At 28.0% G+C, this 23,707-nt stretch carries 22 protein-coding genes; all 22 read right to left on the bottom strand.

Annotated features, from left to right (window positions below; genetic code table 11):
- Window positions 1-44: 44 nt before the first annotated feature.
- The 22 genes from RDX53_RS00785 to RDX53_RS00890 all read right to left on the bottom strand — a co-directional run bounded on the left by RDX53_RS00785 (window position 45) and on the right by RDX53_RS00890 (window position 23,096).
- Complete coding sequence (locus RDX53_RS00785; RefSeq protein WP_307993497.1) at window positions 45-1,007, bottom strand: glycosyltransferase; 963 nt, start codon at window positions 1,005-1,007, stop codon at window positions 45-47.
- Window positions 1,000-1,884: a beta-1,6-N-acetylglucosaminyltransferase gene (locus RDX53_RS00790; RefSeq protein WP_307993498.1), complete on the bottom strand. Its 885-nt coding sequence runs from the start codon at window positions 1,882-1,884 to the stop codon at window positions 1,000-1,002. Before RDX53_RS00790 ends, RDX53_RS00785 begins: the two co-directional genes overlap by 8 nt.
- 16 nt (window positions 1,885-1,900) lie before the next feature.
- Complete coding sequence (locus RDX53_RS00795; RefSeq protein ID WP_307993499.1) at window positions 1,901-3,442, bottom strand: sugar translocase; 1,542 nt, start codon at window positions 3,440-3,442, stop codon at window positions 1,901-1,903.
- Between the two features lies 1 nt (window position 3,443).
- A complete protein-coding gene (locus RDX53_RS00800) occupies window positions 3,444-4,610 on the bottom strand; it encodes a glycoside hydrolase family 88 protein (protein WP_307993500.1) in 1,167 nt (388 codons plus the stop codon).
- A 1-nt stretch (window position 4,611) separates the two neighbouring features.
- Window positions 4,612-5,778, bottom strand: a complete 1,167-nt coding sequence (locus tag RDX53_RS00805) for a polysaccharide pyruvyl transferase family protein (protein ID WP_307993501.1) — start codon at window positions 5,776-5,778, stop codon at window positions 4,612-4,614.
- 28 nt (window positions 5,779-5,806) lie between these two features.
- A complete protein-coding gene (locus RDX53_RS00810) occupies window positions 5,807-6,667 on the bottom strand; it encodes a glycosyltransferase family 2 protein (protein WP_307993502.1) in 861 nt (286 codons plus the stop codon).
- A 14-nt stretch (window positions 6,668-6,681) separates the two neighbouring features.
- The gene (gene wecB / locus RDX53_RS00815; protein WP_307993503.1) at window positions 6,682-7,773 is read right to left on the bottom strand and encodes a non-hydrolyzing UDP-N-acetylglucosamine 2-epimerase; all 1,092 of its coding nucleotides are present in this window, start codon (window positions 7,771-7,773) and stop codon (window positions 6,682-6,684) included.
- Between the two features lie 57 nt (window positions 7,774-7,830).
- Complete coding sequence (locus tag RDX53_RS00820; protein WP_307993504.1) at window positions 7,831-8,631, bottom strand: DUF2194 domain-containing protein; 801 nt, start codon at window positions 8,629-8,631, stop codon at window positions 7,831-7,833.
- 16 nt (window positions 8,632-8,647) lie between these two features.
- On the bottom strand, window positions 8,648-9,625 hold the full coding sequence (locus tag RDX53_RS00825; RefSeq protein ID WP_307993505.1) for a glycosyltransferase: 978 nt from the start codon (window positions 9,623-9,625) through the stop codon (window positions 8,648-8,650).
- Between the two features lie 34 nt (window positions 9,626-9,659).
- Window positions 9,660-10,646 (bottom strand): glycosyltransferase, encoded by a 987-nt coding sequence (locus RDX53_RS00830; protein ID WP_307993506.1) that lies wholly within the window; start codon window positions 10,644-10,646, stop codon window positions 9,660-9,662.
- 9 nt (window positions 10,647-10,655) lie between these two features.
- A complete protein-coding gene (locus RDX53_RS00835) occupies window positions 10,656-11,768 on the bottom strand; it encodes a glycosyltransferase (RefSeq protein WP_307993507.1) in 1,113 nt (370 codons plus the stop codon).
- A gap of 46 nt (window positions 11,769-11,814) precedes the next feature.
- Window positions 11,815-12,690: a glycosyltransferase family 2 protein gene (locus RDX53_RS00840; RefSeq protein WP_307993508.1), complete on the bottom strand. Its 876-nt coding sequence runs from the start codon at window positions 12,688-12,690 to the stop codon at window positions 11,815-11,817.
- Window positions 12,691-12,692: 2 nt separating this feature from the next.
- On the bottom strand, window positions 12,693-13,781 hold the full coding sequence (locus tag RDX53_RS00845; RefSeq protein WP_307993509.1) for a glycosyltransferase family 1 protein: 1,089 nt from the start codon (window positions 13,779-13,781) through the stop codon (window positions 12,693-12,695).
- Between the two features lie 21 nt (window positions 13,782-13,802).
- The gene (locus tag RDX53_RS00850) at window positions 13,803-14,921 is read right to left on the bottom strand and encodes a glycosyltransferase family 4 protein (protein WP_307993510.1); all 1,119 of its coding nucleotides are present in this window, start codon (window positions 14,919-14,921) and stop codon (window positions 13,803-13,805) included.
- A gap of 12 nt (window positions 14,922-14,933) precedes the next feature.
- Window positions 14,934-16,046 carry an EpsG family protein gene (locus tag RDX53_RS00855; RefSeq protein WP_307993511.1) on the bottom strand — a complete coding sequence of 371 codons (1,113 nt, stop codon included), beginning with the start codon at window positions 16,044-16,046 and terminating at the stop codon, window positions 14,934-14,936.
- A gap of 13 nt (window positions 16,047-16,059) precedes the next feature.
- Entirely contained in the window at window positions 16,060-17,010 is a 951-nt protein-coding gene (locus tag RDX53_RS00860; RefSeq protein ID WP_307993512.1) for an acyltransferase family protein, read from the bottom strand.
- Between the two features lie 4 nt (window positions 17,011-17,014).
- The gene (locus RDX53_RS00865; RefSeq protein ID WP_307993513.1) at window positions 17,015-17,929 is read right to left on the bottom strand and encodes an NAD(P)-dependent oxidoreductase; all 915 of its coding nucleotides are present in this window, start codon (window positions 17,927-17,929) and stop codon (window positions 17,015-17,017) included.
- Window positions 17,930-17,941: 12 nt separating this feature from the next.
- On the bottom strand, window positions 17,942-18,742 hold the full coding sequence (locus RDX53_RS00870; protein ID WP_307993515.1) for an aldolase/citrate lyase family protein: 801 nt from the start codon (window positions 18,740-18,742) through the stop codon (window positions 17,942-17,944).
- A gap of 23 nt (window positions 18,743-18,765) precedes the next feature.
- Complete coding sequence (locus tag RDX53_RS00875) at window positions 18,766-19,377, bottom strand: sugar transferase (RefSeq protein WP_307993516.1); 612 nt, start codon at window positions 19,375-19,377, stop codon at window positions 18,766-18,768.
- A gap of 11 nt (window positions 19,378-19,388) precedes the next feature.
- Entirely contained in the window at window positions 19,389-21,272 is a 1,884-nt protein-coding gene (locus RDX53_RS00880; protein WP_307993517.1) for a nucleoside-diphosphate sugar epimerase/dehydratase, read from the bottom strand.
- Window positions 21,273-21,455: 183 nt separating this feature from the next.
- Window positions 21,456-22,178: a CpsD/CapB family tyrosine-protein kinase gene (locus RDX53_RS00885; RefSeq protein ID WP_295575980.1), complete on the bottom strand. Its 723-nt coding sequence runs from the start codon at window positions 22,176-22,178 to the stop codon at window positions 21,456-21,458.
- 33 nt (window positions 22,179-22,211) lie between these two features.
- Window positions 22,212-23,096, bottom strand: coding sequence for a hypothetical protein (locus RDX53_RS00890; RefSeq protein ID WP_307993518.1), 885 nt, complete (start codon window positions 23,094-23,096; stop codon window positions 22,212-22,214).
- Window positions 23,097-23,707: the final 611 nt, after the last annotated feature.

The following is a 23,707-nucleotide window of genomic DNA, read 5'->3' on the forward strand; positions in this document are numbered from 1 at the left end:
ACTCGTCTATTGATTATTTTATACTTAGATATAATAATATATTATTATATCTCTAAAGTTTTTTTAGTTTTAAATAATAAGTATAAATTAATATTTATATAAAACAATATATAAATCAACATCTTCTTCCAACTATCTAATTTAAATATATACATACTAATCGCTTTGTTATACTTTCTTTTATACTTTCTATATTCATTTTTATCTTTATAATATAAATCCCTACTTCTATTAATTAACGCTCCTAAATAATTCTCCACTGCTGTTGCTGTAAATATTTTATTTTTTATCTTAATACCTAGTTTAACTAAAAATTCGTATGCTTCAAAAAAGTCCCTCCAACCATTAGGATTTAATGCACCATTTAATATACTTCCCTTCCTTTGATAGTAATAATATAACTTTGATTCATTAATTACAATTTTTTTTGCATTACAAATTATTTCAGATGAATAAATAATATCCTCATATATTTTTCCTTCCTTGAATCTAACTCTATACAAGCACTCTTTTTTATATAACTTGTTCCAAACAACATTAGATCTATATGAATCATCAAAATACTGATTCATATATTCTTCTTTTTTCAAAATTTTAATATCATTAGAGATATATTCTATAATTTTTTCGCTATTTGTTTTTTCTAAATTGCAAACAGCTATATCACATTCATTTTCAATTAAATTATCATACAAAATTTCATACATTTGTGGATGTAAAAAATCATCTGAATCGACAAATGCAATATATTTAGTATTATCATTAATTTTATCCAAACCATAGTTTCTAGCAGAAGATATTCCTCCATTTTTTTTATGATACACTATTATATTTTCATATTTAGATGCATATTCATCACATATTAATCCACTACTATCCGTTGACCCATCGTCTATAAGTAGAATTTCTAAATTGCTATAAGTTTGTTTTAATATGGAATTAATACATCTATCTAGATATTTATCAACATTATAAACAGGAACAATTACACTAATTAAATCACTCATTTTTTTCCTCCATTATCTTTTTATAAACCCTATCTATAATATCTTTATCTTTATTAGAATCAAACTTCCTTGCAAAAAACGCCTTATTATTTATTAGCTCTTCATAATCTTGACTCAAAAACACATATGGGTTCCACCTGCTCCAATCAATATGCCTCATATTATAGGATATGTGATAATTATTATATTCATATAAGTACAACTTATCTTTAAACTTTCTATTATTAACTAATAAAATTTGTTTATATATTTCATCAGCACATAAAGTATATTTAAAATTTTTATATATAAATTTTTCATTTTTTATTATATATTTAACACTCTCATGTGTTAAACTTGCCCAATTAGATCCGTACTGTAATTGTATATTATTATTTTTCCATCTATCTATCTTTAAAATATTTTGAATTTTAATCGATAGTTTATCTAAACATTTTATAAATGAGATATTGCTATCTTGAAATAAATAAAACTTTGATATTCTTTGATATACTTCATTTGGAATATATTCTTTTTTTATATGAGTTAAAAAATCTACTTGACAGTTATTTAATGTACTGTGTATATATTCTTGGCTTTTTATAGGTAAATCTACACCAGAAATTAAATGATAATAACTATATTCCTTTCTAGATGCCTCTTTAAATAAAATTAATTCTGATTTTATTTGGCTAAAGCCTCCCCAATTTACCTTTATTCTATCTACAAATGTTAAATTTGAAAATTTTACTATCGATTTATAATAATCAAAATCAAAATTTTTAACCTTTTTATCTATATGAATATAAATGTCATTTCTTAAATCATCAATCAACTTTATAAGTTTTTCTAAAATATAAAAGTTATTATGGGCTATTATTAAATATGCATGTTTCATTGATATATATTTCCCCCTATCTACTCCTTAAAAATAATTTAATCATTCTTTTTATAACATCTTTAAAATAAGAAAATTCTTTTTTTCTATAAAAATACATTAGGAAAACAGTATTTGGAAACACAATACAAATAATAGTTTTTATTATTACTTTTAATATACCTGTAGAATTTATAAAGCTGCATAAAAATAAAGTTCCTAACAAAGTTATTATCATAAGTAAAAAAAGACTTATATATTTTTTAAAATATTGCTTTGGATTTTCTTTTAGACCATATTTATACACAGCATATGGATCATACCATGTATTAGTAAGTAATCTAGATATAGTTGTAGCCAGTAATATTCCAAATAATCCAAGCATATCTCCTAAAATTATTGATAATACTAAATTTAGAATAGCCGTAACAATTAATAAATATCTTCCTTGTATAAATAAACCCATAGCATTTTTATATGTCCATACTGCACTTTGCATTCCTATCATATAAAAATTAAGTGCTATTATACATGGAATGTTAAATGGTAGTATATAATCCATCCCAAAACAAATTCCTACAATATCACTTGATAATACTACTATTCCAATAGTCGCCCATCCAAATAACCAGAAATTAGTTGAATTTATAAAATTAAACATATCAAGTTTTTTTTCTTTTGATTCAATTGCATTATAATTTCCAACACTTGCTCCAATTCCGTTAAATATCTGATTTAATAATGTATTTAATGTTGTTGAAAGTAATGTATAGTTTGATACAAGCCCTACTGTCGCTAATCCATTAAAATATGTAATTATTATATTATCTGTATTATTAACCAATAATCCACTTAGTTTCCATATAGTTAATGCTTTTATATTACCAGTTAATTCTTTACTCTCTCCTTTAGTTAATGGATTTATATTTTTTCCTTTTATATACAGATATTTTTTATCGGCAATATGAGATATTATAAAATTAAATGAAAATGTACCTATGGTTTGAATAATTAAATATCCCATATATTCTTTTGTTGCAAATAAATAAATCATTTGTATAATACTTTGAAGTATTGTAATAATATAATTTAACCCTGTAACTATATAATTTTGCTGATCTGCCATAATTAAAGAGCTTTTATAACTAAAGAAATAAGAGCTAGATGTATTAAATAAATAAATTAAATATATAATATATAAATTTTCTTTTATATGTGGTGGATCTTTAATTACTACTCCTAAAAAAGGAATCATACACAATCCAAATATAGCTACTACAATACCAATTATCCTATATGCCTTTGCATAAAATCTCATTAACGATGCAATTTTAGATTCATCATTCGTAGCAAGTGGTTTGTATAGTGCAAATACAATAGCATTTCCTATACCTAATTCAGCTAAAGATAGCATCGTTAATATATTAGTAAATAGTCCACTAATACCTAAATATTCTGCCGTTAGACATCTAATAAATACTATTCTACACACAAAACCTAAGACAGCATTTATTACATATCCACCCAATCCTGTAAGGATATTTAATATTGAATTTTGTGTTCTTGATTTTATAGCCATATTATTTCCTTTCTAAGTTAATTAATGCAGCTCTTAATGTAAATCCTTGTGCAAAAGGCATTATATCAAATGTTTGAGAATGAACTCCTATACCTTTTGTATCTCCTTGACACCAATCAACTTTTCCTGTGATTCTAGTAGCTGATTTTATTTTTTGCAAACATTTATTAGAAACATCTAAGTATTTGGCATTTTCAAATATCTCATAGCATCTTGAATAAAAATATGCTAAAACAGCAGTTGCAGAGCTATCATAAGTCCTTTCATTTTGAAGAATACTACCAAATCCACCATCTTCTCTCTGATAATTAATATAACTATCAGCAACTTTTTTTATATTTTCTTTTAGTAATAATTTTTCATTACTATCTTTCATTTCTATATATGTATCAATTAGGCCAATTACATACCACGCAACACCTCTACCCCAACCATATACTCCTAAAGGTAATTTATTTTGGGGATTATATGCGTGATTAGGCAAGTATGTATCATATAATAAACCATATTTATTATACTGATTTATTTGTTCTAAAGATATTTTTGAGAATTTTTCATATCCATATATATTAGAATATAACTGTAAAAATGGACAAATAAACCCTAACGTATCAATATATCTTTCATTAATACTTTTATCTGTAAGATATGCCACCATACCATCTTCACAAATATTATTTTCTATTAATGATATAGAAAAATCCATTGCTGGCTTTATTTTTTTATAATCTTTACAATTCTTTAAAATAGCATATGATAATAATCCACAATCTACATTTGTTGGATTTACTCTCCAATTACCATCTTCCTTAATTAAATTTTTTATTACCTTATCAACTGCCTCTTTTGAATCTTTATCATTACTTTCTTTAAGACCTAATAATATGCCACCTATTTGCCAAGATTGTATTGTTTTACTTCTATATTTGCCATTTATCATGTCTATTGCAATTAACTTGCTATTATCTGTAATCTTGACTGTAGGTGTTCTTTTTGTCCATTTAACACATATTTTTTCTATGGCTTTTATCCATTCATTATCATTTTGCCATCTTCCTATATGAAATCTACAATACCTATCTAATAAGTAGAAATATAAATCTATTGCAAATATAATAAAACTAAATACTGAAAATAAAATTAATATTATTAATAAAAAGCTTCCCATATTACTTAATCAACTCCCTAATTTTTTTACCTGCCTCTAATGACCTTTTACAATACTGTGGCATAAAATCCTCTAAGTGATCTCTTATTTCTTTTTCATTATTTGATAGCCATTCATATGCTTTAATTAAATCATCTTTTTTTTCTAATGATTGAACTGGCAATACATAGTTTTCATATGTTCCAAATATATCTTTAGCTATACCTTTTGCCTTAACTGAATATCCTACAACTAATGTTGGTACACAAGTTGAATAAGCAGCTATAGTTGCATGTGTCCTTGCCCCTATAAATATCTTACATTTTGATATATATTCTTTTAATTGCATACAATTTGCATCATTTATTAATATAACCCTGTTCGTATTTTTAAATTTTTCAAATAATATTTTTAAAGGTTTTCTATCATCACTATCACCTTTTACAACATGTGGTATTAATGCAATTTGATAATTTGTTGTATCTATAATATGTTTTATTAAAGCCTCATAATTTGCCATAGTTTGTCCACTATTTTGTTCATAATCACATATAAGAGGACTTAGATTTATGCCTATTGTTTTATTTTCTATAAATCCTTTAGGTAAAATTACATCTTGTTTATCTAATTGGAATGCTGGATCTGGGTATAAATAAACATTATCATTTATTCCCTTATCCTTTAAAGCTTCATACGTTATTGATTCTCGTGTGATAATCATACTATAACGTTTTAAATCTTGAATTGAATCACCATTAATTACTTCTGGGTTTATTGAACATCCCCATAATACACTTTTTGCACCTTTTTTATTGATAATATAATTGATATCTGATAATTGTTCTATTCCTGCATAACAATAATTATCTCCGCCTACAGACATATATATATCATTCTTTTGTATATTTTCTAAAAGCATTGGTCTTCTATATAATGTATTTTTTACTGTAGAATTAAATAATTTTATATTTAATGCAGATACGTAATATTTTAATGAAGGCTTACATACCTCAATAATTCTATCCTCTTTAACATTCATAATTTTATCTACACCATAAAAAATATCCTCTTTTGGTGATGTTGAATATAAATTCAACGGCATATTCAATATTTTGTTTGTAGATCTTATAATTGCCTCACATCCATGATTTTCACTTCCACCATGATAATATAAATTTACTTGTGTCATTTTATCTCCCCTTAATGCAACTTTCTTTCTATTTTTTTAAAATCTTTTTTATCTTATTTGGTACTCTATAAAATAATAAATAATAAGTACTATATATTTTATATTTACTTTTATACTTATCTTTATCTTCTAACATCAATTGTCTACATTCATGCAAACCACTATATAAATAATACTTTTGTAAAGCATTTAACCTTCCGAAACTAGGTCTATTTTTAAGTATTACCTCTTCACATACACTATTAATTTTATCAGCTCTTTCTGTGCTTGTTAAAGCTGCGCTATGGAATCTATATGAGTATAAAACTTCTTCTATATTGGTAACATTAAATTTTGCAAATATTCTAAGCCAGTAATCATAATCTTCCACTAAGGTATAATTATAATCATACTCACCTATAGTTTCATATACTCTTCTAGTATACATAAAGCAAGCTCCTACTACATTATGTCCTATTATTTCATATTTTCCATTTTTATTTGTTTTTACATAATCAATATACTTTCCATTTTCATCTATAGTTTCATAAGAAGCATAAACAAAATCAGCATTATTATTTTTTAATGCACTAACCATCTTTTCAAAAGCACCTTGTTTAAATAAATTGTCATCAGATGTCCATGTTAAATAATCACCTTTTGACAATGAGAATCCTCTATTTAAAGTTCTTGGTAATCTCATATTTTTTTCATTTTTATAATACTTAATTCTTTTATCCTTTTTTACATACTCATTAGCTATTTCAGCAGTATTATCTGTTGAACAGTCATTGACAATAATAAGTTCCCAATTTTGATAAGATTGCATTATAATACTGTCAATACTTTCCCTCATATATTTTTCACCATTATAAATCGGTAAAACAATTGAAATCAAATCTGTTGCCATATTTCTCTCCCTTATTATTTTTCTAAAATATCCGCAATTCTTTTACAAGCATAACCATCACCATAAGGATTAGATGCTTTACTCATTTTTTCATACTCACTTTTATCAGTTAGTAGTTTTTCAAATTCATTGTAAATATTCTCTTCTTCAGTACCTACTAATTTAAGCGTACCAGCTTTTATTCCCTCTGGTCTTTCAGTAGTATCCCTCATAACAAGAACTGGTTTTCCTAATGAAGGTGCTTCTTCTTGTATTCCACCACTATCTGTTAAAATTAAATACGAATTAGCTAAGAAGTTGTGAAAATCAATCACATCCAATGGTTCTATAATATGTACTCTATCTTCACCATCAAATATTTCTTTTGCTGCTTTTCTCACTACTGGATTCATATGTATTGGATAGATAACTTTTACATCATCATATTTATCTACAATCCTCTTTATAGCTCTAAACATTTGATAAAGTGGTTCTCCTAAATTTTCTCTTCTATGAGCTGTTAAAATTATTAATCTACTATCTTTCGCCCACTCTAACTCTGGATGAGTATAATCTTTTCTTACAGTAGTTTTTAAAGCATCTATAGCTGTATTCCCCGTGACATAAATACTTTCTTCTTTTTTTCCTTCTCTTAGTAAATTCATTTTTGAATTTTCTGTTGGAGCAAAATTGTATTGAGAAACTATTCCAACAGCTTGTCTATTAAACTCCTCTGGGTATGGAGAATAAATATTATATGTTCTAAGACCTGCCTCAACATGTCCAACAGGTATTTGAAGATAAAAACAAGCCAAAGCTGTTGCGAATGTTGTTGATGTATCACCATGAACCAATACAACATCTGGCTTTTCTAATTCCAATACTTTTTTTATTTTATTTAATATACTTGTTGTTACATCAAATAAAGTTTGCTTTTCTTTCATTATAGAAAGATCATAATCTGGTATAACATTAAATACTTCTAAAACTTGATCTAGCATTTGCCTATGCTGTCCAGTTACACATACTATGACTTCTATATTTTTTCTATTTTTTAATTCCTTTACTAATGGACACATTTTTATTGCCTCTGGTCTTGTCCCGAAGGCTAACATTATCTTCTTCATAATATCCTCCATACCGTATCCTCTATATTTTATATAATTATTCTGCATTAAAGTTTACTATTTAAAACACTCTGATAATAATACAGGCTCCGCACCATCCTTAATAGCAATATCAATTATTTTTTTCACTGCATCTCTTTCATTTTTGTTCCTAAGAATATCCCAATAATGAGTAAATATAACAAATGGATGATTATGTTTTTTACATCCCTCATATTCTTTTAATAACTGTTCAAAACGACTTACAGGATAAGCAATTAATTCATCATGTTTTCCATAATGCAACACTCCACCATATTGCAACCCAGTAAATGCTCTATATGACCATCTTTTTATATAACTTACAAAATAATTAAATGATAATGGTCTATCTCTATGTCTTATTATCCCAGAAAAGTTTAAATTATTTTTTTCAACTGCTATAATACCTTTCTTATCTATGGCGTTGCTCGGTGCCACAAATACCTTTATATCAGTATTAAATGTTTTATTTAAATAATCTTTACCTTCACTAACCTTCTCAATTAATTCATTTTTATCTTTAAATAGCATTTCTGGAACCCATTCATTATCTATCTTTTTATATTCATGATTGATTCCATGTAAAAGAATTTCATATTTTCCTTCTTTTACTTTTTCCTTTAAAAATTCAACCAATTCTTTATTTTTATCTATTCCCATATATTTTTGATATTGATCATCTATATTTCCATATGGTTTATTCCCTGTATGATCTTTTACTGTAAATGGAACAACTGATAAAGATATTGGAATATCTCCTAAAAATTCATGTGCTTTTTTTAAATCTTCAGGATTTGTATAAAATGATGTATCATCATCTCTTATTGCAATCTTCATAATATACTCCTTTTCCTTATACACCTATATTAAAAAAATTCCTCAATCTACAAGTGCCTTGTAATGATTTCTTCTCAAGTTTCATCCAAATTTTATTCTTAATATCTAAATTCATATAGTCATCTTTTGTAAATAAAATTTTGTCAATATATTTATTTAAAATAACTTGTCCCTTTTTAATATCTGTTTTTTTTCCATTTCTCAATAATTGTTGATAGGCATATAAACACCCAAACATTACATCTTTTTTAGCTAATAAAATTAAATTTTTATAATTTTCTTCTATATATTTAAGTCGTTCGTATTTTGCCTCTATCTCATCTAAACGATTTAACTTATATCTTTTTCCCATTATGCTATCTTCTCTTTGTAAATAGTAGTATAACTCTTCATTTAATTTTGTAATTTTACTAGCATTATCAAATGCTAAATAAGTATAAAAATCATCTTCATTAGTCTTTCCTACTTTAAACCTTAGTTTATCTATAATTTCCCTCTTATAAATCTTATTCCAAACTGTTGTAGATAAAATGTGATTTGTAATTAAATTTTGCATAGCTTCTAATGTACTAAAAGTACTAAAATTTAAGTTTTCATATTTAACATCACATATTTCATTACTATCTTTAAACTTTTTAACTCCACATTCAACTATATCAGATTCGGTAACTATCATTATATTCATTAACCTTTCATAAAAAGACAATGATATATAATCATCACTATCTACAAATCCAATATATTCTCCCGTAGCAATATCAAGACCTGCATTTCTAGCATCCGACAGCCCACCATTTTTCTTATGAATAACCTTTATCCTGTTATCCTTCTCAGCATACTCATCACATATCATAGGACAGTTATCAGGAGAGCCATCATCAACAAGAATTATCTCCAAATTAGTATAAGTTTGATTAATAATACTATCTACACATCTATGTAGATAATCTTCAACCTTGTAAATTGGAACAATTACACTTATTTTTTGATTCAATAATTTCACCTGCTTTGCATATTAATTTTTATATCTAATTCATATATTTTTTATAAAAATAAACTTTATATATAAGACTATATATATGTGGTAGATATAAAATTCCAAACATCATATATCTCATTTTTTTATCAATAAATCTATTATCTTTTACATTCCTATACTTTAATTTTATGTAATCCCGTACTTCACGTCTTAGTTTTAAAAATAAATTATCTTTTTCTAAAGTTAATAGATTATATATATTTATATTTCTTCCTATATCCATTTTTTCTGCAAAAGGTAATATATCAATATCATTTCTAAATAATTCTCTAATCATTTTATATACTTTTCTAGGATCAGTCACCCTCCTAATATTATTTAAACTAGAAGTGGTTGCTGAATTCTCCCTTTTCATATAATTATATTTTGCCTTATCTTCAAAAACAGACCTATTAGCTTTGTCAAATAAAAGTACATTAAAATATAAATCTTCATTAATCTTTATACTTTCATCTAATCTAATATCACCAACTATACTCCTCTTAAATATTTTATTACATAAACTAGGCTCAATCATAGTTCCTTCGAAAAGGTCTACCAATCCTTTTTTTCTGTCCTGAATCATAATTTGTTTCGTATCATAAAATAGAATTTCTCTATCCTTTTCTACAACCTTATATCCACAATGAGATATATCTGCATCATACTTTATAGCATTATTAACAAGCATTTCATACATATCAGCTTCAATAGTATCATCACCATCAACAAATCCTATAAAATCACCACTAGCAACATCAATTCCTGTATTCCTAGCACTAGAAACTCCACCATTTTCCTTGTGAATAACAATAAATCTATTATCATTTTTAGCAAATTCATCAGCCAATTTTCCAGTATTATCGCTTGACCCGTCATCAACAACAATAACTTCCAAGTTCTTATAAGTTTGATTAGATATACTCTCCAAACATTTCACTATATAATCTTGAATATTATATGCTGCTACAATAACGCTTACCTTATAATCTTCCATATCCATCTCCTATAATGAATCAATCATATTTTCAACAGCTTTAACAGTCTTTTCCTTCGAGAATAAACTACCTCTTTCCGTAGCCTTCTTCCTGTAATAAGTCAATAATTCCCTATCCTCCAAAAGTTTTTTAATTCCTTCATAAATTCCTTCTTCGCTATTTTCAACAACCAAACCATATTCATTGTTATAACCAAGAAGTTCTTGGGCACCTGAACATAATGTACTAACTACGGGCGTTCCAACTATCAAAGACTCAGTAACTGCAGTACTAAATCCTTCTCTCAATGAAGAACATACAAACAAATCACATTTTTCCACATATTTATATGGATTATCTCTAAATCCTAATAATGTATATGTACCTTGTAAATTATTTTCTTCGATATATTTATTAATCTTATCTTCATCTTCGCCAATTCCCAATATGTATATATGATGGTTTAGTCCTTCATCAATAAGCTTTTTATGAACTCTCACTAATCTGTCATATCCTTTTACTTTTGTTATCTTTCCAACTGAACATATGTTTATTGTATTCTTATCAAAAACAACATCATCTACATTCTCTTTAGACTTTTCAAGAATTTGCTCCGTTTCATTTGTATTATAAAGCACATCCATATTAGTTCCATTTAATCCTGATGTTTCTAAAAAAATCTGTTTTACAGTATCAGATACACATACAATTTTATTGAACTTACCATAACTCCTTTTGGCCTCATCACTATTTCTAAATCCCAAAGAAAGTTGTTGTTCATCTTTTATCTCTGTATGTATCCAATTAACTATTTTGCTGTTATAAGGACATCCACTTATAATTCTTGCTGTAGGACCTTCTAAGTATGAAATAACTATGTCATATTCATCTTTTATTAAATATTTATATAGAAATTTTGTTGAAAATAACTTAAAAATTGTTGTACTTCCCCTAAATAACTTTTTAAATACATATTTATATTTAATATTTTTATTTAAATATTGTTTATTTACTCCAACATCAAAAATTGTTTGTAAAGTTATATCATATTTATTTTCATCTAAATTATTCACCAAATTAATAAGTACTTTTTCTGCACCACCATGCATTAAATTGGGAATAACAAATAATATCCTTTTCATATATATACCTCTTTATCCCATCATTTATATATTAATGCTACACTCTCTACTTATTATTATGTTTAATCCATAAGTAAAGCAAAAAACCAAATGGTATTGCTACTACTGTCATTCCTTTTTTCGGACTTTCTTTTAAAAACTTTCTATTCTTACTTATAAAACTACTCGATACATAATGAATACAAGTCTTAAACTTCTTTAAAAATCCCTTATCATACTTCATATGCACCTTTCTCATAAAAGCAAATCCCCTCGGATTTCTATAATACTGTCTAAGCATATTCTTACTAGAGCCATCCTCCATATACTCAACCACACAAACAGGCTTATTCATTATCAATAACTCATAGTCTTGATCACAAAGCAAGTATTTATAATCCAAAGGAACAAACTTCTCTCCTTCAAACTCTGGATAAGCTGGATATTTATTTATAATATCAGTTCTATATATAAGTTTCTTATCACCTTTTCCTCCATTATAGTAGTATCCACTTAATGTTGTACTTTTTTGTTCTGGTAACTTCTTACCTATTATTTCTCCATTTTCAAACATATCCAATGCTATTATTCCCGAGTAATTGTTATCTCGATTATCTTCCCAAAAACTTAATATATTCTCAACTGCATCATTTGGCATATAATCATCTGAGTCTATACATACATTTAACTCGGTATCTATAAGTTCATAAGCTTTGTTGTGTCCAGTATGCATTCCACCATTTTCTTTATACACATATCTTATTTCAAATTCATTATCATTTTTTAACCAACTATAGACTAATTCTTTTGTATTATCAGTTGAACCGTCATCTATTATCAACCAAATAAAATCTTTTTTAGTCTGTTTTCTCAAACTTTCATAACATTTATGAAGTGTATATGCCCGATTATAAGTCGGAGTAAAAACTGTTAATATAGCCATAATTACCCCCTTGTGTTTTGTATGTAAAATTGCTCCAATTTTTTAGCATTATTTTTTATATCATAATCTGCTTTTTCTATAAGCTCTTTATTATTACTTCTCTTATATCCTTTATATTTCAATACTTCATTTGCCCATATTACTGGACTTTGATTTAAACTTAATGATAAAACATCATCTGTAATGATACCATCTTTAGGTATAGTATCTGAAATAATACATTTTAATCCAGCAGCTTGTGCCTCTATTAATACTATTCCTAAACCCTCATAAAGCGAAGGAAATAAAAACACATCCATCCCCTGCATCAAATCATTTACATCAGATCTAATACCAGTAAATATAACCTTCTCACTAAGTCCCAAATCTTGTACCTTCTTCTCAATCTCTTGTCTTAAATCACCATCTCCGACAAGCATCAATACACTGTCTTCTTTTATCTTTTGTATTTCATTAAATACATCTATCAAAAACTCGTGATTTTTCTGTGGATTAAATCGTCCAACATGACCAACCACGAATTTGTTTTCTATACCAAATTCTTTTTTAACCTTAGATGCTTTCTCTGCATTATAAGTATATAAGTCTGTATCAATCGCATTATTTAACACTTCAAAATTATCAGTATTAAACATCCATCTTCCTGCTTCATTACCACATGCAAACAACTTATCTGCATATTTAGGAATTTTTCTTTTTTCAAATAATTTTATCAAGTACTTCAAATTCTTATCTTGGTTGGCATTATGGCTATGGGCAATAGTAAACTTAACCCCATTCTTCTTAGCCACCTTCAGCACAACTCCACTCAAACAATCCTGATGACAATGCACAATCTGATACTCCTTATGCTCATTAAAAAACTTATCCAAAGCATTTAAGTAATTCTTGCTGAAAGGATTTAATTTTGGAAGATGATAAATCTTGCCGCCAAGTGATTCAATTTCATCATCATAATCCCATCTTTCATCACGATGAGTTAGAAAATCAAATTGAACCTTATCTCTATCAATATTTCGATAGTAATTCATAAGCATAGTCTCAAGTCCACCACGCCCCATATATGTCACAACTTGTAGTACTCTTATCATATTAATTCCTTTCTTTATAATTTAAATATTATATATTTCTCTTAACTCTTTTTTTACATTTTCAACTTTGAATAAACTTATATATTTTAATCCATTTTTAGAAAATCTATTTCTTATCTGCTCATCTTCTATAATTGTACAAATATCCTTATAAAATAAATTTTCTTCTTTTAAATTAACTAAAATGCCATTTTCTTTATTCTTTATTAATTCCCTATGCCCCCTATTATCAGAAGCAATCACAGGCTTTCCACAAATCATAGCCTCCATAATATTAAGAGGAAGACCTTCCCTATGACTAGCAGAAACAACTAAATCACAAATATTAACATAATCCTGAATATCTGTTCTATATCCAAGCAACTCAACATTATTACCCAGGTGTAACTTTTCTATTAACTCAACTAAGTTATAATACTCTGGTCCATTTCCCGCCAATAATAACTTAGCTTCAGGATGTTTTTTAACAACTTCGTCCATAGCCTTGATAAGTGTAGCTTGGTTTTTATTCTTGTTAAGTTCACCTGTACATAAAATAATAAATTCATCAGTATATCCCTTCTCCGCTCTAAGTTTCTGTCTCTCTTCATCAGATAACTTGACAAACTTATCAGTATTCACTCCAACACCATGCACATGATGGATATTTCCCTTGAACTTTCTATCCTTAGCCAATTTATAATCTTCTTCTGTAATAGTGATTAAATCATCAGTATACCTCGACATAAATTTTTCGATTGGATAATATATAATCCAATTCTTCTTTGGGGAACCATCATAAAAATGGAAACCATGTGCAGTATATATAATTCTAAGTCCATCTTTTCTAAATTTTCGACCAGCAAGTCTGGCTAAAATACCACCTACTGGAGTATGACAATGTACAATATCGTATTTTTCCTCTTTCATAATCTTTTTTAGTTGTTTATATGCACCAATATTCTTAGTATTAAATGGTGATCTTTCAAAAGGAACATCAAATACTTTATCTGCATATTTCATTGATAATCCATTTTTCTCTGCCAAATTATTTCTAGCTGCAACATGAACTTCATATCCATTTTGCTGCAACATATACATTATCGGTAAATGGAACTGACATATATGGCTTTGTACTGTTGCTACAAATAAAATCTTCATCCTATATCTCCTCTATTTCACATATAAATTTAATATATCACTAACATAATCCATTCCCATACCTACTTTTACTTTATAATAGAAAAAGGCTATAGAGCATAAACTAACTATAAAGTAAACTAGTCTTTTTTCTTTTATTTCAAATATATTTTGTATTAGCCATGGTAATAAGATTATATTGTACATATCAAAATATATAGGTAATCTTCCAATAAGTATCCCACCTGAAAGCGATGAAATAAAGTAAAGTAATCCTGAAGCCAAGGACATATTTATAGATACATCTATAAGTTTTGATTTTTTATCAAGTATATTTTTTCGTCCAAACCATGCTAAAACAAAAGGACACATTGCAACCATACTTCTCAATATATTTGACCCATTAGATGTTGCAGCAGCATCTAGGTATCCTTCATATGCTGTATCTTCTAATGTATATGAAAATGCAGCTGCTATTTTATCTATAGATAAACCAACAACTAAAATTATAACTATTGCTATTAACTGCTCCATTGTAAAAGGTTTTATTTGAGCATAAAAATAAACTGGAATCATAATTAATGCAGTTACATGTATTGTCGATAACAATGCAACTAGTATAAAAAATCTTATTGGTTTTCTATCTACAATCAAATCTAAGTTACAAAATAAAATAGAAACTACTATAAACTGTCTCATTCCATTTAACATCCAGACAAATTGAACCATTACAATAAATAAAAATAAACTATAAAAGTAATTACTAGAATATTTATATACGCCTTTTGCTACTGCTAATCCACTTATAACTGCTATAGTAAATAACCATACATGATAATCTTGTGATATAAATTGTTTAAATAATATACTTAAAATAGTAAATCCTCTATCCTTTGTATATTGTTCTGGCGAAAATAGTGTTATATTACTTGGCATATCATCAAACATTTTTATATATGCAGGAGTGTCACCTACTCCACTTCTCATCCCAACCATAAACACAATATATGCCATTGCAATAAAAACAAATACCTTACTTATATGTTTTTCATATTCCCCTAATTCATTTTTTTTTAATGTTGCACTAAATTCACCTATTAATCCTATAAATACAACCCATAAAATCATTGAATAATATACTGCCATTGTCCACTCCTCTTCAGCGCAGATGATCTATAACATCAAAAAGTTTATTTTTTACTGTATAAACTAAATATGCACTAATTAATATTGTTAATGTTATTACTATAAAATTTACTGGAAATATATAATTTTCAAATTGTGCTATTATAACACTTTGTACTAAATATATTTCTAAAGTTATATCTGAAATAAGTTTTATAAATCTATAAATAGATTTTGGTAGCTGTTTTATTTTATTTTCTATAGATATAAAATATTTGAAAATATAAACCATTAGTAATAAAATGATATATTGATTTAAAATTTGATATTGACTTATTACTTGATATTTTGAAAAAACAAGTTTAGAAGCAAAATATATAATAAATGTAACTATTATTTTTAAAAGCGCTTTGCTTTCTTTTCTGTTTATATATGCAAATTTTAATTCATTAAATTTAGCTCCTATCAACATTGCTTCAAAAAATAAAAACCTAATCATAGGTTCGTAAACTGAATCTATATGGTAATAAGATTTATCATATATAACAACATATACTATGAACTGTATTATAATTGTCATAAAAAATACTCTATCAATTGTTATATTTTCATTCTTCCTAGATAAAATTATTGTAAAATAGTAAAATATGTACAATATCATAATAGAAATAACAAAATGGTATTTTGTTGGATATATCAATAAATTAAACAATCCTTTTATTCCATTATAGGTATAAAATTTCATCAATATATATACACCTGTTACTATTATCACAGATGGATATATCCTAGATATTCTTTTTTTGTACCATGGTATAAATTTTAATTTTATATTATATAAACAAAATCCTGATACTGCAAAGAATAATATATCTCCTAATAATCCACCATTGGCTATAATAGAAATTGGATATACATTAGTATAATGTGCGTTTGTTATTAAAGTTGCTGCTAATGCTCTTAAACAATTAATAAAATAATACAAATCTTTATTCCTTTCCTGCGATAAACTTATTCAAATTATCACACATCAAATCAAATAATCTACTACCAACCCTATCAGATACAAACGAATTATGTGGAGTAACCAAAACCCTATCAAACTCCCAAAGCCTACTCTCTTCACAAAGGGGCTCACTTTCCATAACATCAAGAGCAACTCCCAAAAACTTCCCATTCTTTAAAGCTTCTATCAAATCTTCTTCATTTACAATAGCGCCCCTAGCCACATTGACTAACACTGCATCATCTTTCATAACCTTAAATCTATCTTTATCAAAAAGATGTTTTGTTTCTTCATTTAAAGCAATTGTTAAAACTACTATATCGCTAACTTTCAAAGCTTCGTCCAATTCTTGCATACTATATACAGTATCTATATAGTCATACTCGACTTGTCTCCTTGCAACACCGTTTGTTTTACATCCAAATGCTTTTAATCTCTTGGCTACTTCGATTCCAACATTTCCACAGCCGACTATTGCAACAACTTTGTCTGTAAGTTCTAGTAAGTCTCGTTTTTTCTCCCAAACTTTATTGTCTTGGTTTCTTATAAAGAACTTGGTATTTTTATATATTTCTAATATTTTTAGTACAACCCATTCTGCCATAGGAGCACTATACACTCCTTTAGCATTATGGATTTCTATCTTATTTTCATTTATATAATCCATCGGTACTCTGTCAAATCCAGCACTTGTAAGTTGAATAAATTTAAGACTTTTAAATTTTGAAATATCATTATATAAAAACAGTCCATTGCAAATTACTGCTTCTATATCGCTGACATCCATGTCTAATTTTTCTCTTTCATCTTGTACAAATACTGTCTCACATCCAATGGAGTTTAGTCTTTCAATTTGTTCCTCTGAATAATTAAATGCACCTGTTATCAATGTTTTCATAAATGCACCTCTTTATTGTCCATAGGCAATTTGGTGAACTATTTCTTTAACTGATTTTTTATTATCTTCAAAATAAGCTAAGTGTTCGCTCACTTCTTGTTCAAAGTTTCTAATTGCACTAACTCCATCTTTAAATATTTTATCTATTTCATTTAAATCTGTAATTTTTGATGTATTACAAAAACTTCTCGATAAAATAACCATACTAGAGCCAAGTCTGTAGTGCTCTTTTATAATATCTTCTGCTGGTAGTGTTCCTTGTCCAATTCCAGCAATTCCACCAAATCCATAAGATATATTTTTATGTTTAAACTTGCTACATAGATATTCAACAGTTCCATCAGTCAATAATTCAAACATAAACTTCTTTTTATATCCTAAATGTAGATCATTTAGCCCTATGTGTATTTCATCTATACCTTCTATATTTAAAATATCATCAATTATCTCTACTGCTTCTGGTGTTTCTAACAATAGACATACCCTGCATCGTCCATCTACATAATCTACAAAAGTTTGTACTTCTCGACATGTTTTAAAATAAGGTAGCATTATTATATCTGCTCCATTTTTTATAATCGTGTCTATTTCTTCTTTTGAATTTGTATAGATAGGATTACTTCTAACAAGTAATTCACTATTGTTTAAACAGTTTTTTATCTTCTTTACATCTTCTAATGTATGTTTTGATTGGACTGTATCCATTCCTCCTTGGCGCTCTTGTTTGCCTACTTGTTCTAAATCGACAAATATTCTATCAACACCGTACTTGTCAGCAATCTTAGCTACATCTTCATCATTTGTTATATACATGAGCTTAAGCAATGTCGTCACCTCTAAGAATTTTTATTTTTTGCTGTTTCAAAAGTATTTACATTATCACTCATCTTAAATACTTTCACTATTGTCTTTAGTAATATTTTGAAGTCTAGGACAAAACTCATATTATTTACATAATCAACATCATATTCTATACGTCTGTCCCATGGTATGTCTTTTCTTCCATTTATTTGGGCAAGTCCTGTTACTCCAGGTCTTACTTCAAATCTTCTTTTTTGGAAATCAGTGTATTCTTCTAATTTCCAAGGATGATATGTAAGTGTAGGTCTTGGACCTATAAAGCTCATCTCACCTTTAAGTATATTTATTAATTGTGGCAACTCGTCTATACTAGTAGCTCTTATAATTTTTCCTACTCTAGTTACTCTTGCATCATTTTTCCCAGAGTATACTCCGCTTCCTTTTTTCTCAGCTCCCACACACATTGATCTAAACTTATAGATTTTAAAAGTCTTTCCACCTAGTCCTAGTCTTTCTTGTTTGAATAATGCCTCTCCTGGTGAATCTATCTTTATAATTAGTGCAACTATAAGTAATGGAATCGCTCCTAAAACTAAAAGTATGGAAGAGAATATAATATCTAAAATTCTCTTTAAATATCTATACACCTAAATTCCCCCTATACAACAACTTCTTCTCTTCTAACATAAGTCGGTACAATACTCTTCATAATAATATCAACCTTCTCATCTTGATTATTCTCAGCAACCCTCTTCAAAATATTAAGCTCTCTCTTAAACTCGACCTCGTCAATTTTTATCGGTTTGCCGATTCTGATTTGATCGTTCGATGTACGAGTAAGTCCTTCTTCATCCATAAGCACTTCTTCATAAAGTTTTTCGCCTGGTCTAAGTCCTGTAACCTTAATATTTATGTCGACATTTGGTTCATATCCGCTTAATTTGATTAAATTTCTCGCTAAATCAATTATTTTGACTGGTTCGCCCATATCAAGTACAAATATTTCGCCACCTTTCGCCATTGCACTCGCCTGCAAAACTAGCGATACGGCTTCTGGTATCGTCATAAAGAATCTTGTAACTTCTTCGTGTGTTACAGTGACTGGTCCGCCTTCTTCGATTTGCTTTTTAAATAGTGGTACGACACTTCCATTACTTCCAAGCACATTGCCAAATCTCACTGCGACAAATTCTGTGTCGCTCGTTTTGTTAAGTGATTGTATTATCATTTCGCAACAACGCTTTGTCGCACCCATTATATTTGTAGGGTTTACGGCTTTATCTGTCGAAATCAATACAAATTTTTCTACCTTATATTTATTCGACAATTTTGCCACATTAAGCGTTCCAAATACGTTATTTTTTATAGCTTCACAAGGGCTGTCCTCCATTAGTGGAACGTGTTTGTGTGCTGCTGCGTGGAAAACTATCTCTGGTCTATAATTTTCAAATATTGTATTCATCTTATCTTCATCACGAACTGATGCTATAAGTACTTTTAAATTTAATTCTTCTTGATAATGTCTGATTAATTCTTGTTGAATGTCATATGCGTTATTTTCATATATGTCTACTATGATTAGTTGTCTTGGATTGTATTTTGCTATTTGCCTACATAGTTCTGAGCCAATAGACCCACCACCTCCTGTAACCATTACGATTTTATCGTTGATGATGTCGTCCATTTCGCTTAAATTGATTTTGACAGGTTCTCTGCCTAAAAGATCCCCAATTTGAACATCTCTTATTTTTGTTACATTAACCTTTCCGTCTATAATTTCATAAATTCCAGGAATAGTCTTTAATTTTGCCCTCGTATTTTTACAAATATCTATAATTTCTCTTTTTCGTTTTACGTTTATATTTGCAATACAAATAATTATTTCGTCGATATTTTCCCTTTCTACAATTGTAGAAATATCTTCAGTCGTCCCCAATACAGGTACTCCAAAGACTGATTTACCTATTTTATGTATGTCATCATCTACTACTGCAACAGGTAATTTCTTTAATTCTGGATTTTCAAATAACTCCCTCAATATCATGTTTCCAGCCTTACCTGCCCCAACGATAAGAACTCTAGATGAGCTAGGAGCATTTTGATTAACTTGCATATACATAAGTAATCTTCTCATTGTTCTATAAACAACTCGAACAGATACCATTGCTACGATTATCATAAGTACATTTACTACATAAAAAGCTAGATTTAATTTACTGTGTGTTAGTGCGATTATTGCTGCTGATGGTAACACTGCACAAAAACAAGCGACAAATATCGATGCTACTTCTCTTTCTCCGCCACATTTCCACAGACTGTCATAGCATCTAAATAATAATAAAAATGTTTCATTTATAGCTACATATATAATTATCGGTATTAATGAAAACCTAGAAACGTCAAACCCCAACAAAGCCAAAGTTATGACAAAACTAAGTGCACATAAAATCCCGTCTATAGCTAATAAAATAATTTGTCTCATCTTGCACTTGTCAGCATCTTTTGAAATATCGTCTAATACTTTCATAAGTTTTATTATCATAATATTCCCCCCTTATATTTAGACCAAATTATCTCTTTGTTTCCCCCTTAACAAGATTATTTTTGATTAAAATCATTCCCCTAATTTATTTGGTATAAATATTTCTATAATGCAGACTAAATCTAAACCTATCTATAAATTTCTACAAAAAATTAAAAATTCCTTATATTTCTTGATAATTCTTTATTTTTTTTTGTGTTTTTTTCTCTTTTTTCGTTTAAATAATCCTCGTTTAGGCTTGTCCTCATAATATCCAGCATATCCATAATAACTATTATAATAACTGTATTTCTGTGCACTAAACTTATTTAGCACAACGCCAATAACATTTGCCCCAACTTTATTTAACTTTTCCAACGTAATATTGGCAACTTTAGCATCAATTGCCTTAGATGCATTTATCAAAACTGTCCCATCCACATATTGAGTAATTATACATGCATCATTCAATCTGCATATAGGCGGTGAATCAATAAATACATAATCATATTCCTCTCTCAACTTTGCCAAAGTATCTTTCATAGACTGAGAATTAAGTAAAATAGAAGTATTAGAAGGAACTCCACCAGAAGTAATTATATCCAAATCTCCAACCTTCTTAATACATTCTGATTGTTTTTTGTATCCAAAAACTATATCTGCAATACCAAAAGTATTCTCAATCCCAAAATATCTACTAACGCCCCTTTTTCTAAAGTCACAATCAAGAAGAAGAACCTTAACCCCCTCTAACTCAGCAAAACACTTCGCCAAATTACAAATAATAGTCGTCTTCCCCTCATCCATCTCAGCACTAGTAATCAAAATCGTCTTTATATTTTTATTAATACTTAAATAAGTCCTAATCTCCCTGTACGACTCATTTAACTCAAAATTTCCTTCATCATACGCTGCTAACATTGCCATAGCTAATCCCCCTTAAATTCTTTATCTATAATTTTAAGCTTTAACTGTATGTCTTCCCTTTGACTTTCCATCATCCATTGGAATAGTTCCTATCAAAGGTAAATCCCAATACTTCTCAACATCCTCAGGAGTTTTTATCTTAGTATCTAAACATTCAGATAATAATACTAAAAATATAGCCACAACAATTCCTATCCCAAGAGCCTGAACTAAAGTTAAATCTCTACTTCTAGGAATCAAACTTCCATTACTTGCCTTATACACAACTTCAACACAGTCCAAATTGATTACTCTCTTAAGCTCAGTATTATAAGCCTCAGGAAGAGCCTCCGCAACTTGTTTTGCAACCTCAGGCGAAGAAGTTGTTACAGTCATCTTGATAAACTGTGGAATTTCCTCACTTTGAGCAGCAGTAATAGTTCCAATTTGACTAGTCTTTAATCCAGTAAGAGATGCCACATTCTTTCTAACATCACTAGAAGTAGCAAGTCCCAAATAAGAAGTCGCAATATTTTGATTCGCCATAGACGCAGAACCAGAATAAGCACTATAAATCTTGTTTAATTTCTCCTGCTCCTGTTTTGCTTTCTCCTCTGCCGCTGTTAAACCACTACTAGATCCAGAACTACTATAACCCGAAGTATCCCCCGAATCATCACTACTACTTGTATTAATCTTTTTCTCATCCTCCTGTATAGACTTAATAGAATTAATCCTAATCGTAACATTAGACATATAAGTCGGCACATACGAAATATAATTTTTATAAGTTTTATATCCCCCAAATCCTAGACAAATTAAAATAGTCACAATAGCGATCCATTTTCTTCTTCTAAATATGTCTAAATACTCTTTAATATTTACCGCTTCTCCCATTTTCGCCTCCATAATTTCTCGTGATATCCTCAAATCACTCATTTGTAATATAGATTTATCAACCGCCAGATCTCCTGTATTATCTAAATAATAAATTCCCTAGAAATTCAATATTTCCATACTTATGTGCTTGGAAATTTAATATTCCTACACTTGAAATAAAATATCCCTATATAGCACTGAATCAGAAATATCTTACTCTAAATAATGAATTATTCATAAGATAACTTAACAAATAAGAAGTTTGGCAATCAATATTCTATTTTATCTGTAATTATAGCATATTTTACCAATTTTGTAACTTTGATGACAATATTTGTATGATTTATGACAGTATTGATTCTTTTGATATCATTTCATTTTTACTTTTTTTATTTCTTTTTGACTTTTTGTTATTTTATTTGGGTTTTGTATTATTGGGTTTGATTTATTTAAATATTATTATGTGATTTTTGTGACTGTTTATCATATTTTATGTTACTTTATAATTGGATATTGGTATTGTTACTATATATTTATATTTTGTTGATATGTAATAGAATTTGTTAAGTTTGTGAGATTTGTATAGTTAATCCCTCTAAAGAATTTAATTTGGAGCATAAAAAAAGATTACGTGGCTACGTCTTACTCTCCCAGGCGGTTGCCCACCAAGT

The sequence above is a fragment of the uncultured Intestinibacter sp. genome, assembly GCF_902468165.1.
Classification (GTDB): Bacteria; Bacillota; Clostridia; order Peptostreptococcales; family Peptostreptococcaceae; genus Intestinibacter.